13 protein-coding genes are annotated in these 14,438 nt (G+C 48.4%); 4 read left to right on the forward strand and 9 right to left on the reverse strand.

Features of this window, described 5'->3' with window-relative positions:
• Positions 1–235 precede the first annotated feature (235 nt).
• The 4 genes from STSP1_RS05995 to STSP1_RS06010 all read left to right on the forward strand — a co-directional run bounded on the left by STSP1_RS05995 (position 236) and on the right by STSP1_RS06010 (position 4,617).
• Positions 236–1,651 (forward strand): hypothetical protein, encoded by a 1,416-nt coding sequence (locus tag STSP1_RS05995; protein WP_123806998.1) that lies wholly within the window; start codon positions 236–238, stop codon positions 1,649–1,651.
• 193 nt (positions 1,652–1,844) lie between these two features.
• Positions 1,845–2,111 carry a 4Fe-4S dicluster domain-containing protein gene (locus tag STSP1_RS06000; RefSeq protein ID WP_085755484.1) on the forward strand — a complete coding sequence of 89 codons (267 nt, stop codon included), beginning with the start codon at positions 1,845–1,847 and terminating at the stop codon, positions 2,109–2,111.
• A gap of 18 nt (positions 2,112–2,129) precedes the next feature.
• Positions 2,130–3,179, forward strand: coding sequence for a 3-methyl-2-oxobutanoate dehydrogenase subunit VorB (locus tag STSP1_RS06005; protein WP_085755485.1), 1,050 nt, complete (start codon positions 2,130–2,132; stop codon positions 3,177–3,179).
• Between the two features lie 10 nt (positions 3,180–3,189).
• The gene (locus STSP1_RS06010; protein ID WP_085755486.1) at positions 3,190–4,617 is read left to right on the forward strand and encodes a 2-oxoacid:acceptor oxidoreductase family protein; all 1,428 of its coding nucleotides are present in this window, start codon (positions 3,190–3,192) and stop codon (positions 4,615–4,617) included.
• On the opposite strand, the gene STSP1_RS06015 is transcribed toward STSP1_RS06010, so the two are convergent.
• The 9 genes from STSP1_RS06015 to nifU form a co-directional block, all read right to left on the reverse strand.
• Positions 4,618–5,484: a DMT family transporter gene (locus tag STSP1_RS06015; protein WP_161491635.1), complete on the reverse strand. Its 867-nt coding sequence runs from the start codon at positions 5,482–5,484 to the stop codon at positions 4,618–4,620.
• Positions 5,485–5,527: 43 nt separating this feature from the next.
• Entirely contained in the window at positions 5,528–6,577 is a 1,050-nt protein-coding gene (locus tag STSP1_RS06020; RefSeq protein WP_085755488.1) for an aldose epimerase family protein, read from the reverse strand.
• 14 nt (positions 6,578–6,591) lie between these two features.
• Positions 6,592–7,458 (reverse strand): MBL fold metallo-hydrolase, encoded by an 867-nt coding sequence (locus tag STSP1_RS06025; RefSeq protein WP_085755489.1) that lies wholly within the window; start codon positions 7,456–7,458, stop codon positions 6,592–6,594.
• A gap of 87 nt (positions 7,459–7,545) precedes the next feature.
• Positions 7,546–8,853, reverse strand: coding sequence for an SH3 domain-containing protein (locus STSP1_RS06030; RefSeq protein ID WP_085755490.1), 1,308 nt, complete (start codon positions 8,851–8,853; stop codon positions 7,546–7,548).
• 168 nt (positions 8,854–9,021) lie between these two features.
• Positions 9,022–9,573 carry an AmmeMemoRadiSam system protein A gene (amrA, locus tag STSP1_RS06035; protein WP_085755491.1) on the reverse strand — a complete coding sequence of 184 codons (552 nt, stop codon included), beginning with the start codon at positions 9,571–9,573 and terminating at the stop codon, positions 9,022–9,024.
• A 16-nt stretch (positions 9,574–9,589) separates the two neighbouring features.
• On the reverse strand, positions 9,590–9,829 hold the full coding sequence (locus STSP1_RS06040; protein WP_085755492.1) for a FeoA family protein: 240 nt from the start codon (positions 9,827–9,829) through the stop codon (positions 9,590–9,592).
• A gap of 137 nt (positions 9,830–9,966) precedes the next feature.
• On the reverse strand, positions 9,967–12,198 hold the full coding sequence (gene pflB / locus STSP1_RS06045; RefSeq protein ID WP_085755493.1) for a formate C-acetyltransferase: 2,232 nt from the start codon (positions 12,196–12,198) through the stop codon (positions 9,967–9,969).
• A 159-nt stretch (positions 12,199–12,357) separates the two neighbouring features.
• A complete protein-coding gene (gene nifS, locus STSP1_RS06050) occupies positions 12,358–13,521 on the reverse strand; it encodes a cysteine desulfurase NifS (RefSeq protein ID WP_085755494.1) in 1,164 nt (387 codons plus the stop codon).
• Positions 13,522–13,576: 55 nt separating this feature from the next.
• Complete coding sequence (nifU, locus tag STSP1_RS06055; RefSeq protein ID WP_085755495.1) at positions 13,577–14,422, reverse strand: Fe-S cluster assembly protein NifU; 846 nt, start codon at positions 14,420–14,422, stop codon at positions 13,577–13,579.
• Between the last annotated feature and the right edge of the window lie 16 nt (positions 14,423–14,438).

Here is a 14,438-nt window from a genome sequence, read left to right on the forward strand (position 1 = left end):
AAAACAAGGATTAAATCCGTACAATTTAGATAATACGCAGATTTTACAGGGACGTACTCAAAAAATGCCGCAATTGGGCAGAAATGAGTTGTTGAGCTCGAAACAGGAAATATAATTGGCTTTTTAATGAACCAGACAGCCAAAAAGGCGTAGCTTTTTTATATGTTATCGTAACAAATTGTGTTATTATTTAATAAATAAATTGAATTTTTCCGAGAAAAATACAACAAATAAATTGGTCTTTTCCCTTTTTGTTTTGTGCAGCCTCTGTTTATACGGTGCGGAACTTCTAAACGGCAGTTTTGAGACTTTTGATGAAAACGACCCAAACGTGTTCGAGCAAACATGGGAAACCACCAATTCAGTGCGCTGCGTTTCTTCATTCGGGACTGAGAACGTAACTTTCGAGCACAGTCAGAACTCGCAGGTGGAGTGGCCTTTAAACCCTGCATATGCTGTGCATGGCGATTACTTTGCGGTTCTTTCAACCGGAGACACCGGCTCAAGCGACAACGATTCAATTATGGCAGAGATACGCCAGAAAATTAAATTTGAGCCCGGAGAGGTGTTCGGAGGGGCATATTTTTTTGCGACAGGCGATTATCTCGGCTGGAACGACTATGCAAAAATAACACTCAACCCTGCAAGCAGGGAGAGGGAAACTGAGCTTTCACCCATCCAAATTGAATTCCATAACGGAAAGACTGAGATAGATGTGCAAACTGTGGGTGATTTTCGGTCTATGGAAAACTGGAACACCTTCGAATATGAATTCACCGAAGATACTGCCGGGGAATACTACCTCACCTGCGGGGTTTACGACCGAAACGACCGTATTTACAAGAGTTATTTTATGCTCGATAACTTTTATGCAGGCCTGCCGCAGAGACTGAGAATAAAAAACAATTTAAGCCTTTCAGACTCTCAGATAATTTCCAGAGAGATGGATATAAGCAGGAAAGACGACAGATACCCAAACGCCAAAGACGGATACGACCTCTCAGACAAGTGTTTATGCGATACAACTGAGGAGGCAGTTATTTACTCGGATGTTACTCATTACAACGACCCCAACGAGCCCAACAGCTTATCGCTTGACGTGCGTTCAGAAGGCAGCACAGCCCCATACTACCTCAAACTCAGCAGCGAGGGAAATTTTGCAGAGCAAACTTCCAATAATCTGAAATTCACATTCCATGGAGAGGCCCCTGCATTCGGCGGCAGTTCAATTTTATTCCAGCAGACAAGATGCCGAGGCACATCAGAAGACCCGAACGGATTGAATGAATTCTATCCAGTTTATGATGTTCGGGCTGCAATCGAGAAAAATGAGGGGGTTATACCGCTTAAGAGTCTGCCTCCCGGGCAGTACATTCATTCAGAGCCATACGGGAGCGGAGTATTGTATATCGGCAACCGCATCCTCGCAGACTTCAATCAAAACAACAAAGCAGATATGGAGGATTTTTCCATACTTGCCCGCAACTGGATGAATCATCAGAGCCCCACCGGCTCTCGGCACTCAACAGCAAACATTTCGGGGGATAACGGGATTCCAGACTTTGTGGAAGAAAAGGCTAAGATAGACTTTTGCGACCTGAATGCTTTCGCCGAAGACTGGACAAAACAGTGCAGGCAAATCGAAAAATAGGTTGTATCTTTCTTTGATTTCAGTCATTTTTGTTTCTTGTCAATTTAATCTTGGCAGTTTTTCTTTGCCGGCATATCTTGAAAAGAACTGAGGAAAATTTATAATTACGGAAATATGCATTCGGAGGAGAGGGTGCATCTGAAATCAGGCGGAAAATGCCTGATTATTGTTTTTTAACACTAAGGGAATCTAAATGCAAAAAGATAAAGGCAAGAAGCCCTACCCCGTAATTCGGGCAATTGAATGCAAGGCCTGCGGGAGATGCATACTCGACTGTCCGGTAAACGTGCTTGAAATGGGCAAAGAGCTCAATGACAGAGGCTACCACTTCGTAAAATACAAAGGCGACGGATGCATCGGCTGCTGTAACTGTTTTTATACCTGCCCTGAACCGAGTGCTATCGAAGTTCATTTGCCGGATAAAAATGATAACAATAAAGGCTCCGGCGAGGAGTCATAAGTTAGGGAGATATAAAGAATGGCTACACAACTTGCAAAGGGCAACACCGCAGTAATCATAGGGGCGCTTTATGCCGGCTGCGACTGCTACTTCGGCTACCCTATAACACCAGCAAGCGAAATCCTCCACGAGGCCTCACATTATTTCCCCAAGCTCGGGCGAAATTTTGTACAGGCCGAGAGCGAAGAGGCTGCAATAAATATGGTTTTCGGAGCCGCTTCAACAGGCAGGAGAGTGATGACAGCCTCCTCCGGCCCGGGCATAAGCCTCAAGCAGGAAGGCATATCATACATAGCTGGGGCAGAGCTGCCTGCTGTGATAGTGGATATTATGCGTGCTGGGCCTGGACTCGGAAATATAGGTCCGGAGCAGGGAGACTATAATCAGGTGGTCAAAGGAGGAGGCCACGGGAACTACCGAACGATCGTACTCGCTCCAAACAGCGTACAGGAGATGTGCGATTTTACAATGAAGGCATTCGAGCTTTCCTTTAAGTACAGAAATCCAGCTTACGTGCTCGCAGACGGTGTTCTGGGGCAGATGATAGAGCCAGTGAGATTCCCTGAGAAGGCAGCGGAGCCGAAGATAGACAATTCGTGGGCGGTTTCCGGCAATAAGGAAACTATGAAAAACCTTATAACCTCCATCTTCCTCGATTTCAGCGAGCTTGAAGAATTCAACTACAGGCTTCAGGAAAAATACAAAAAAATCGAGCAGAACGAACAGAGCTGCGAACTTATCGATACTCAAGACGCAGATGTTGTGCTTGTTTCATACGGAATCAGCAGCCGGATAGCAAAAGGCGCAGTTGAGCAGGCAAGAAAGCAAGGCATCAAAGCGGGGCTTTTAAGGCCTCTAAGCCTTTACCCATTCCCAAAGGATGAGCTGAAGCGAATCGCTGAGCGAGACGTTAAATTTATCTCAGTGGAAATGAGCAACGGCCAGATGACCGAGGACATAAAGTCCTCAGTTGAATTCCGTCGCCCTGTTCATCTTGTAAACCGGCTCGGCGGTAATCTGATAACTATGGAAAAGGTAATGGATAAAATTGCGGAGCTTTCCGCTTGAAGGTATAAAAATGGCAGAAAAAGTAATAAAAAAACCGTCCTCAATGTACGACGTTTTTGATCGCAAAGGCGGAGCAGCTCCCACAGCAACTCACTACTGCCCCGGCTGCGGACACGGAATCATACACAAACTTATCGCAGAGGCGATTTCCGATTTCGGCGTGCAGGAGCGAACCGTAATGATCAGCCCTGTAGGCTGTTCAGTTTTCGCATACTACTACTTCGATACGGGCAATCTGCAAGTTGCTCACGGGCGAGCACCGGCAGTCGGCACGGGCGTATCCCGCGCTGAGGATAATTCGGTTGTGATCTCATATCAGGGCGACGGGGATCTTGCCTCGATCGGGCTGAACGAAACTATGCAGGCAGCTAATCGCGGGGAAAAGCTTGCGGTGTTTTTTGTAAACAACACGGTTTACGGAATGACCGGCGGCCAAATGGCACCAACCACCCTTGTAGGCGAGCAGACCGTAACCTGCCCTGAAGGAAGAGACCCCAGACAAGCGGGATATCCGCTGAAGATGTGCGAGATTCTCAGCAGTTTAAATGCACCTGTACTCATTGAGAGGGTTTCTGTTTCGAATATCAAAAAGATCCGCAAGGCAAGGAAGGCGATCCGGAAAGCGATTGAAATCCAGCGGGACGGAAAGGGCTATGCCTTTGTTGAAATTCTCTCTAACTGCCCCACAAATCTCAGGCAGGATGCGCAGTCCAGCATGAAGTTTGTGGATGAGCAGATGGAGAAGGTGTTCCCGCTTGGCTGCTTTAGAGACAAAATCGAAGAGACACCGCCGCTTGGACGGATGGAAAGCTGTTTCGAAAAATCCAAAATAGACGCCCTTTTCAACCTCGAAACCGAAAACGCCCCCAACCCCGCAGACGACAGCAGCTTTGAAGGCTTTGGGCTGAAGATAGCAGGCTTCGGAGGGCAGGGCGTTTTGAGCATGGGAGTGATGGCGGCAAGGGCTGCCTGCGCAGACGGAAGGCACGTATCGTGGTTCCCCTCTTACGGTCCTGAACAGCGCGGCGGAACGGCCAACTGCTCAGTAGTGGCAGCAGGAAAGGCTGTAGCCTCGCCTGTGGTCTATCATCCCGATATACTCATAGCGATGAACAAGCCCTCGCTTGAGAGATTCGCATCAGACGTGCATAACGGCGCCTACATCCTGTACGACTCCACAGCAGAAGGACCGAAGCTGCCTGAAAATGCAAGGGGCATAGCTGTTCCAGCGATTAAAACAGCAGAAGAATTGGGAAGCGCAAAAGCAGCAAATACCTTTATGCTGGGCGTTATGATAGAGGTATGCGATACGGGAATCTCGCCAGAGAAATACGAGCAGGCAATAAAGGACAGCTTTGCAGAAAAAGAGAAACTGATTGATTTGAACCTGAAGATCTTTAATCGGGCAAGAGAATGGGCGAAAGAGAATTCGCTCTAATCAGCCGGCAGGTTTCTGCCTTGAATTGAGGATAAGGCTCGCTGCGAGCAATACTATCCCGAGCCCGAGGCGAATCATCGTTTCAGGGCTCTGGGACTCATACTCCCCGAATACAAACAAAGAAACCGCCACAGCCAGCGGCATCTTGAGGTTGTTTGAGATCGCAGCGTTTGTGATGTTTGCGATTCGAACGCCTTTATTCCAGAGAAAGAAACAGAGCCCCGAGGCGATTATCCCGAGATAAAGCAGCGCCGCCCACTGATTACCGCTTATCTGAGCTATCTGAGGCAGGCTTCCCCGAATAAGAACTGCTATGAATGTTATCGCTGCTGCCCCGCAATAAGCGGCAGCGAAAATCTCCCTGTCTTTCACGTTCGCAGGCTTGAGCAGTTTCCTGTAGAGCACCTGACCGCCTGCAAAGCAGAGGTTCGAGAGCTGAACGAGGAAAAAGCCCTTCTGAAACTCAAACACGTTCAGACTATCCCACGTTACAAGCGCAGAGGCGAACACAGCCATAAGCACAAACAGGTAAGGCCGCAGGACAAACCGGCGTTCTGCAAAATCGCTGATAATCTCTACATACAGCGGTGTAAAAATTGTCATAGCGGCAATCTGATACGCCTTGAGGTACTGAAACGAATAAATGTATGCAATATACATAAGCCCAAACTGCAATGCCCCGATAAGAAAAACCTGCACACTCATCTTCGGCCTCATGCCCTTCACCCGCAAAAAAGGGAGAAAAACAGCAGCCGAGAGAAGAAGCCGCAAAAAGGCCACTAATGCAGGGTCGAGGCTGGACATATTTGTTTTGATAAGGCCGAATGAAAAAGACCAGATCAAAGATACTGCAATAAGATAAATCATAAATTCTGAGTTAAAAAAGGCCGGCATTGCCGGCCGTTAAAAGCTATTCAGTGCTGAAGGAATACGAAATGCTGTGTTTATAAACCTCTCCCGGCTTCAGTACCGGTGAAGCAAAGTTCGGAGTGTTTACCGCATTGGGAAATTTCTGCGGCTCAAGGCACAATCCGCAGTGCGGGTTGTAAAACGCTCCATCCTTGCCCTTGAGGTTTTCAACGAAATTAGCCGCATAAAACTGCAGGCCGGGCTGATTGGTATAAACATCCATTTTCCTGCCGGATTTCGGCTCATAAACGCTTGCAGCAAGGCCGTACTGATTTTCCGGATTGTTCAAAACGAAATTGTGGTCAAATCCGCTGGTATAGTCTTTAGCGGCCTTTTCTGCATCCTCGCCGATTCGCTTTGCTTTCCTGAAATCAAAAATAGTTCCTTCAACAGACTTCAGCTCGCCGATGGGGATAAGGTTCTCATCCACTGGCGTATATTGATCCGCTTCAATCTTAAGCGAATGGTCGTATATTTTCCCTGAATTATGCCCTGCAAGATTGAAGTAGCTGTGGTGAGTTAGGTTTACTATGGTTGTTTTATCACAGGAGGCCTTGAAGTCAATCTTAAGCTCGTTTGAGCCTGTGAGTGAGTAAACAGCTTCAACGTTCATCTCGCCCGGATAGTTTTCCTCGCCGTCTGGGCTGGTGTAAGTGAGTTTGAGGCAGGCAGAACCGCCGCTGGTAAAGCCTTCTGCATCCCAAATCTTCATATTGAAGCCCTCTTCGCCTCCGTGGAGGGCATTCGGGCCGTTGTTAACCGCAAGCTGATACTCCTTTCCTTCAAGTGTAAACCTGCCCCCGGCAATCCTGTTTGCTGCTCGGCCGATATTGGCCCCGAAATAAGGAGACTCCTTGAGATACTGCTCAAGATTATCGAAACCGAGAACAATATCATTGAACTTACCGTTCTTATCGGGCATATAAAGCGAAACAAGCGTTCCGCCGAGAGTAATTATTTCAGCTTTAGCACCGCTGTCGTTAGCGAGCGTATAAAGCTCAACCGTTTTTCCTTCAATTTTGCCGAATTCCTTACTGCTTACCTGCGGCATTTTTCTTTCCTCTATTAAACTTTCTGATAACCGTTATTCCTGTATCCGTCCATAAGTATGATAATCTTCCGGTAAATCTCTTCCGGAAGCATCTTTCTGAGTATGCTCTTTGCCTCGCCGATGTTTGTTCTCTGTGAGAAGTGGGTAAGAATGATTTTTTCGCTCTCCAGCGGGGCGAGCATCTCTTCAAGCTGGGAAATGTGCATATGCTTGCCTGCCTTTGCCCTGTCCAGATGGTCCTGCTCGAAGAAGGTGCATTCAGTTATGAAAACCTCGCTTCTCCTCACCAGTTCGTTTGAGGCGTAATCGGAGTATGCGGTATCGCCGGTGTAGCTGACAAGCGGTATTTCGAGCTGATATGTAATCTCTATGCCCTTTTTCTTGAGCTCCACAATCTCCGGAGAGCTGAGCCCCAGATATTTTTCTTTGAGCTTATGCCTCACCTCCACAACGGTATATCCGTATGAATCTCGATTATGGCGAGTTTTGAACGGCACAACATAAAGCCTCGGCTTTAGCGGGTAGTATTCTCCCGCCTGAACCTTGATGTAATTAGCCTCAATCCGGCTTCCGTCGAGCTCCGACCAAATCTCAGCTAGCTTTTTGAGCTTGTCTATCACAGAGCCCTCAGCGAAAACAGTGCCCGGAGTTTGGTCAGAAAACTGCCTGTGCGAGAGGTAGTAGGCAATCCCTGCTGAATGGTCTATATGACCGTGGGTTAGCAGGAGATTGTCTATAGGTATAATATGTTCGGGAGCTTTGCCCGCATCAAAGCAAACGCCCAGCTCAGGTACTGCAACAATAGACTCCTCACCAGCCACCGAATAGCCGAAAATATTGTATTTATCGGTCTTTACTGTGCTGAGCATATGGCTTGGCATAATGGTATCCGTAAATAATTTTTCAAAAAGAGCCCCTCTGCCCGAGTTTGAAACGGGATTGGAGAATTGAAGTTATCAGTTTTTAACTTAGCCGTTCTCCTGTTCGGAAGAAGAGTCCTCCCCGGAATCACTGCCGGTTTTGGGCTCCCATATCTCAAACACCTGAGAGAAATGCACAACCACTTTGGATGTAGCGGGATCTGCGATTATCTCGCCCTTGAAACCGACCGTTTTCCCAAGCATATCCATAGCCCTTGCTTTCACTGAACTGTTTGCTGGCTCGGCATAAGCCTTGATAGAGCCGCTGCGATCCTTTACAGCAAAGCGGAAATCCCTATCTTCTCCAGTGTAAACATAGCTCTTTGCTAAAACGCCTGTATAGGCATAACCCTCTTCACGGGTGATTTGGTTTTCCTTCTGACTGTATTTCTTTCTAATTTCGCTTCTTCTTCTTGCAAGCTCTGAATCCTGATCTCTGAGCATCTCATCAGCAAGCTTGGCCGCTTCATAGCGATTTACCTCGCCAAGAAGAGCCTCTGCATAAACTGCTGCCCTGCCGCTCTGCTCGCCTTCTATGATCTTTTTGAGCCTTTTCTTAACAGGCTTGTAATCCTGCACTTCGATAGGCTTTTCCTTCTCCTTTGAAACAAGCTCTGCGCAGCGTAGATACTCTTGGTATGCCTGCTTGCGTTTTTTTGCCTGCTCGGGAGTGAGCTGCGGCTTCTGTGGCTCGGGCTTTGCTTCTTTGTCTTGGTCTTTTTCTTCGCTGCTGGTGCCGGCTTCACCTTCGCTCACCTCTCCAGCGCCATTTTCACTGTCGTATTCAGCAGAGCTTCTCTGCTGGTCTTGAGAGGATTCAGCGGAGGCTTGGCTTTCATCTGCCTGCTCGCCGCTTTCTTCCGAACTCTGCTGTTTTTCTTCTGATTCAGCAGCTTCGAGGTATGCGCTGTTGATCCAGTATGAAGCGCCTCTTGGCGGTCTGATTTTGTAGTAGTCTCCGTCTATGCCGATGATTTGAACTTCCGTCCCGCTGTTGAGCTTTAGCTGGCGGGTTGTTGAATGCACGGGGGAAACGTAAGGTGAACCTGCCCATACATTTACATTGCTCGCCTCAACGACTCCGCTGCCGGAATCGCTCTTTTTCACATACTGCTTTGCGATAAGGGAATAGCAGGTATCCAGCGGCTGAATCCTGGACCACCCGAACCGTTCTGCTGTTACAGTTACTTCCTCCGGCGATGAAACCCTTGCGCAACGGTAGTAGTTCATTCCTGCGCCTGATCGCACGAATACATTTTCGCCGGCAACTTTTGCCTTATAAGGGAAATCGTGCCCTGTGGCCATAACGGCCGCAGAAACGAAAATAAGTGCAGCGAGAAAACTTAATTGCCTCATTTTTTCGTCTCCAGTTATAAACCAGTTCTATAAACTATTTACGCCCGTCTGCTGGACACAGAAACTGCAAATCACAATACAGACAGGACTTAAGGGTAACACGAAGCTTGCAGTTGTCAAACCTTTTTCTCTGAAATTTGAAAATCTCAGGCCTTAAGCAAAGGCTTATCACGAGCGGTTGCTGATAATCTCGCTGGTAAAGAGATACACCTTTGTGTCTTTGTCTTTCCAAGCATCAGCGGGCAGGCCGGCCTTGTGCGAGCAGCAGTATGAGAGGAACTGCTCTTTGCTCCAGCCTGTTTCGCTTATCACCTGCGGGAGAAAGCAGCCTGAAGCGAAACCTCTTGTGATGTAGATCCCGTCTATACCAGGCCTGAGCGAGAGCGGGTTATCAGTTTCCTTGAGCTCTGAAAGCACGCTCACCTCAACCTCAAGCTCTTCAAGCTCTGAGGGCTTTAGCCTTCTGCCAGCAAATCTCGGATCAGAGCTTACGCTCGATCTTGCCATACTGCAAACAGTCTTGTAGAGAGGCTCATCCGAGGTAAAACAGCCTATGCAGCCCCTGAGCTCTCCGCCGGTTTTGAGCGTAACAAAACAGCCTCTGCGAGCTGAAAGCTCGGTATCTTCCGGCTTTACGGGGGAAAAAGGCTTTCCTGTAATCTCCGCCTCTACGGCATTTTCTGCAAGCTCAATAATTTTTTGTCTGCTCTTTTCTTCCATTTTTGCCACCTAAATTTCAAACACCAATCTCCCTTACAATTATAGCATCTGAGGCGCCTCTTCCAAGAGCAGTTTTAGTTCCTTTTATTTCTAACAGCAGCGGCCCCGCAGAGCTGTTCTGCAGCACCTTGATTGCTGTACCTGGAACAACACCCATCTCAGAGAGCCTTCTCTGGAGCCTGTGGCCGGAGCTGATAGAGCTTACTATCGCCGTTTTGCCGGCTTTTATATTCAGAAGAGTTTTCTTATTGTTCATTTCCGAGTTCCTGTTAATCAACGGCCGAGAAATATAAGCGCCTTCCAAACAAATACAAGCCTAAAATCGCCCTTGCAGCCACAGAAATGGAAAATTAAAAAAGCGGCCCCGTTTCAGAGCCGCTTATTTAATAAATTTTAAATCTTATCGTGGAAAGTTCGGGCGAGAACTTCTTCCTGCTGCGCCCTTGAAAGGCGGTTGAAGTTCACCGCATATCCGGAAACCCTTATAGTGAGATTTGGATATTTGCCCGGATTTTCCATGGCGTCTTCGAGTCGTTCCCTGTTAAGGACATTGACATTCATATGATGGCCGTACTGCTTGAAGTATCCGCCGATAATATTAACGAGGTTCGAGATTCTCTCGTCCTCCTCGGCTCCGAGCCCCTGCGGGGTAACGCTGAAGGTGCAGGATATTCCGTCAAGGCAGGCCTCATATGGCAGCTTGGCAACAGAATTCAGCGAGGCAAGAGCGCCTTGGCTGTCTCTGTTATGCATGGGATTTGCTCCTGGAGCGAAGGGTTCGCCTTCTTTCCTGCCGTCCGGCGTGGAGCCGGTTTTCTTCCCGTAAACCACATTCGATGTGATTGTGAGGATTGAGAGCGTTGGTTTTGCGTCACGGTAGGTTTCGTGCTTGCAGAGGCGGTTGTAGAAGCCTTCAACAATCTGCTCAGCGATTGAATCCACGCGGTCGTCATCATTGCCGAATTTAGGGAAATCGCCCTTGATTTCGAAATCTCTGATCAGGCCTTTCTCATCACGAACCGCTCTAACCTCAGCGTGCTTAATCGCACTGAGCGAATCGGCAATAACGCTCATTCCCGCTATGCCAAACGCCATAAACCGCTCTGCATAGGTATCGTGCAGCGCCATCTGGAGCTTTTCGTAGGCGTATTTATCGTGCATATAATGGATTACGTTCATTGTGTTTACATACAGCTCGCACAGCCAGTCCATATAGCTGAGGAATTTCTGCATAACCTCATCATAATTTAGGATATCACCCTCAATCGCTTCGCTCTCAGGGGCCACATAATCGCCTGTGATTTCATTTCGCCCTCCGTTGAGAGCGCAAAGCAGCACCTTAGGAAGATTCGCTCTGGCACCGAAAAACTGCATCTGCTTGCCGATTTTCATCGCTGAAACGCAGCAGGCTATGCCGTAATCATCGCCAAACCCTCTTCTCATAAGGTCGTCATTTTCGTACTGGATAGAATCTGTGTCAACCGATATCCTAGCGCAGAACTTTCTGAACTCCACGGGGAGCTTATCAGACCAGAGAACGGTAAGATTCGGCTCTGGCGAGGGGTTTAGGTTGTTGAGGGTGTTGAGTATGCGGAAGCTGCTCTTTGTAACAAGCGTCCTGCCGTCTTCTCCCATGCCGCCTACGGCTTCTGTAACCCAAGTTGGGTCGCCGGCGAAGAGCTCGTTATATTCAGGTGTTCTGAGCTGGCGGGCAAGGCGAAGCTTCAAAACAAAATCGTCAATCAGCTCCTGAGCACCGCTTTCGTCGAGCAGTCCTTTAGCAAGATCACGTTCAATGTAGATATCGAAGAATGTGCTCGTGCGTCCGAGGCTCATCGCAGCGCCGTTCTGCTCCTTAATAGCCCCGAGATATGCAAAATACGTCCACTGGATGGCTTCTTTAGCGTTTCTTGCGGGTTTGTTGATATCGAATCCGTAAGATTTGGCCATCTGGCCGAGTTTTTGGAGGAAATCAACCTGCTTAAATAGCTCTTCAAGCAGACGAATCCTCTGCTCTGTCATAGGGCCTTCGCCGATCTGGTCTTTGTCTTTGAGCTTCTCGTTCATAAGGAATTCAAGGCCGTAGAGTGCGAGCCTTCTGTAATCACCGATAATCCGGCCTCTGCCGTATGCGTCCGGCAGGCCTGTTATCAGCCCGCTCCTGCGTACTGTACGCATCTGCTTGGTATACACACGGAACACACCGTCGTTGTGGGTAGTGCGATAGTTATTGAAGATGTCTTCAAGCTTATCGCTGAGCTCATAGCCATAGGCCTCGCAGGCCTGCTGAGCCATCCGGATGCCGCCAAAAGGGCTAACCCCTCTCTTCAAGGGAGCGTCAGTTTGAAGACCGAATATAAGCTCTTTTTCCTTATCGATATACCCCGGCGGGTACGCCGCTATGCTCGATGCCCTTTCAGTATCAATGTCCAAAACACCGCCCTTTTCCTGCTCGAGCCTCTGAAGCTCTTCTACTTGACTAAGCAGGTCTTTCGTGCGCTGCGTTGGTTTTTCGAGGAAACTGCTGCCGTCTTTGTAGGGAGTGTAGTTGCACTGGATAAAATCCCGCACATCTATCTGCGATTTCCATCTTTCTCCCTTAAAACCTTCCCAGGCTTCTCTCATAATTATACTCCTTCGGTTAAACAATATTAACGAACGACTATCACTTCAGCGCATACTCCGAGCCTCTGCTCTTTTTAGCATACGCTTTAGGGATTGAGCCTGATTAAACTCTGGCAAAACATTCCCCGGCTTTTACCAGGGAAAAATAATTTTTAATTCCTATTTCTGCTGCCTGCCGAAAGGTGAGAGTTCTCTGAGCCTTTTTATAACAGGCGGCATAACTTCAATAACTTTATCTATTTCTTCTTCCTTGTTGTATATACTCAGACTGAATCTTATAGATCCGTGTGCGGCTGTAAAGGGCACACCCATAGCTCTGAGCACGTGGCTCGGTTCCAAAGACCCGCTCGTGCAGGCGCTTCCGCTGCTGGCACATATCTGGTACTTATCCAGCATAAGCAGGATTGCCTCGCCCTCAATGTATTCGAAACTGATGCTGGTTGTGTTCGGAAGCCTTTTCGAGCTGTCTCCGTTCACAAAGGCATCGGAGCATTTTTCAAGCAGGCCGGATTCAAGCTTATCGCGCAGCCTCTTCACTTCTCTGTTTTCTCGGTCTATATTTTCTTCAGCAAGCTGGCAGGCCTTTCCAAGCCCGATTAACCCTGCGGTGTTTTCAGTGCCGGCTCGCCGGCCGCTCTCCTGATGGCCGCCCTTTATAAACGGCCTGAGCATAACACCCTTTCTCACATAGAGCAGGCCAACGCCCTTCGGTCCGTGGAGCTTATGGCCGGAAACGCTCAATAGATCTATATTGCTCTCGGCCATATTAACCGGGATCTTTCCTACCGCCTGAACGGCATCTGTATGGAAAACAGCACCCGAATTATGGGCTATTTCCGCTATTTTTTCCACAGGGAAGATTGTTCCGGTTTCGTTATTAGCCCACATTATCGTAACGAGGGCAGTATCTTCGTCAACCTCTTTCTCGAGCTGGTCGAGATCGAGCCTTCCCTTCTCGTCAACATCAATCTCCACAACATTGTATCCGTGCGGAGCCATAGACCGGCACATAGTAAGTACTGCGGGGTGTTCAACCCTGCTTGTTATAAGCTTTCTTCTGTTCGGAGTGGCGGCGAGTATTCCGCTAATCGCCCAGTTGTCGCTTTCTGTCCCGCCTGAAGTGAAGGTTATTTCCGACGGGTCGCAGCCGATAAGCGATGCGCAGCGTTCCCTTGCCTCTGTTAATTTTCCGCCCACCTGACCGCCGAATGTGTGCATACTTGAGGGGTTGCCGTAGTATTCTGTAAAATACGGCTTCATCTCCTCAAACACCTCTTCAGCTACTCGGGTTGTGGCGTTGTTGTCTAGGTATATAGTATCCATAATGTTTCTCCTATTGCTTGCCTTCGGGAGCGAATTTTCAAGCTTAAAAAACGGTTTATTTATTCTCGTAAACGTTAATATCCTCGCTTACATACTCCCTTAGCTTGGCCTGAACCACGTCGGTAAGCGTGAGCTCTGCCATTTTGCAGTTTGCGCACATCCCGCGAAAAGCGACAATCACATCATCTCCCACAACATCAATCAGATCCAGATCTCCGCCGTCTGCCTTGAGCGATGGGCGAACCTGCTCATTGATAATCTCCTGAATAAGCTGAATCTTCTGGATGTTGGTAAGGTTTTTGGGGCGTTTGCTCTGCTGCTCTCGGGGTTCTTTTTTCTCCCCGCGGACTTGCTGGATTATCCTTTCAATTTCGCCTGTGCAGCCGCCGCAGCCTCCTCCGGCCTTGCAGTAGTTTGTTACCTGCTCCACCGTTTCGAGCTTGTTCTCGCGAACTACGTCTTCAATTTCGGTGTCTGTTATGCCGAAGCACGTACATACCACATTCCCTTCCATCTGGTGGGTAACCGTTTCGCCTGTGCGATAGTTTTCTATTGCCGCTTCAAGGGCTTCTTTGCCCATGACAGAGCAGTGCATCTTCTCGTCTGGAAGGCCGCCAAGATAATCGGCTATATCCTTGTTGGTGATGTTCTCTGCTTCTTCGAGCGTTTTGCCCTTTATCAGCTCAGTGAGGGCTGAGGAGGAGGCAATCGCAGAAGCGCAGCCGAATGTCTGGAATTTCACGTCTTCAATCCTGCTCTCTTCATCGAGTTTGAACGTAAGCTTCAGTGCGTCCCCGCAGGCAAGCGAGCCTACCTCTCCAACGCCGTCGGGATTTTCCACCTCGCCCACATTTCGAGGATTGAGGAAATGTTCTTTTACCTTTTCTGTATAGTCCCACATATTTTTCTCCTGTGCA

The sequence above is a fragment of the Sedimentisphaera salicampi genome, assembly GCF_002117005.1.
Lineage (GTDB): Bacteria > Planctomycetota > Phycisphaerae > Sedimentisphaerales > Sedimentisphaeraceae > Sedimentisphaera > Sedimentisphaera salicampi.

Excerpts from the sequence above, each read along its gene's own strand:
- STSP1_RS06000 (WP_085755484.1), top strand. The coding sequence starts at position 1,845 with ATGCAAAAAGATAAAGGCAAGAAGCCCTACCCCGTAATTCGGGCAATT.
- STSP1_RS06005 (WP_085755485.1), top strand. The coding sequence starts at position 2,130 with ATGGCTACACAACTTGCAAAGGGCAACACCGCAGTAATCATAGGGGCG.
- STSP1_RS06010 (WP_085755486.1), top strand. The coding sequence starts at position 3,190 with ATGGCAGAAAAAGTAATAAAAAAACCGTCCTCAATGTACGACGTTTTT.
- STSP1_RS06015 (WP_161491635.1), bottom strand. The coding sequence starts at position 5,484 with ATGATTTATCTTATTGCAGTATCTTTGATCTGGTCTTTTTCATTCGGC.
- STSP1_RS06020 (WP_085755488.1), bottom strand. The coding sequence starts at position 6,577 with ATGCCGCAGGTAAGCAGTAAGGAATTCGGCAAAATTGAAGGAAAAACG.
- STSP1_RS06025 (WP_085755489.1), bottom strand. The coding sequence starts at position 7,458 with ATGCCAAGCCATATGCTCAGCACAGTAAAGACCGATAAATACAATATT.
- STSP1_RS06030 (WP_085755490.1), bottom strand. The coding sequence starts at position 8,853 with ATGAGGCAATTAAGTTTTCTCGCTGCACTTATTTTCGTTTCTGCGGCC.
- amrA (WP_085755491.1), bottom strand. The coding sequence starts at position 9,573 with ATGGAAGAAAAGAGCAGACAAAAAATTATTGAGCTTGCAGAAAATGCC.
- STSP1_RS06040 (WP_085755492.1), bottom strand. The coding sequence starts at position 9,829 with ATGAACAATAAGAAAACTCTTCTGAATATAAAAGCCGGCAAAACGGCG.
- pflB (WP_085755493.1), bottom strand. The coding sequence starts at position 12,198 with ATGAGAGAAGCCTGGGAAGGTTTTAAGGGAGAAAGATGGAAATCGCAG.
- nifS (WP_085755494.1), bottom strand. The coding sequence starts at position 13,521 with ATGGATACTATATACCTAGACAACAACGCCACAACCCGAGTAGCTGAA.
- nifU (WP_085755495.1), bottom strand. The coding sequence starts at position 14,422 with ATGTGGGACTATACAGAAAAGGTAAAAGAACATTTCCTCAATCCTCGA.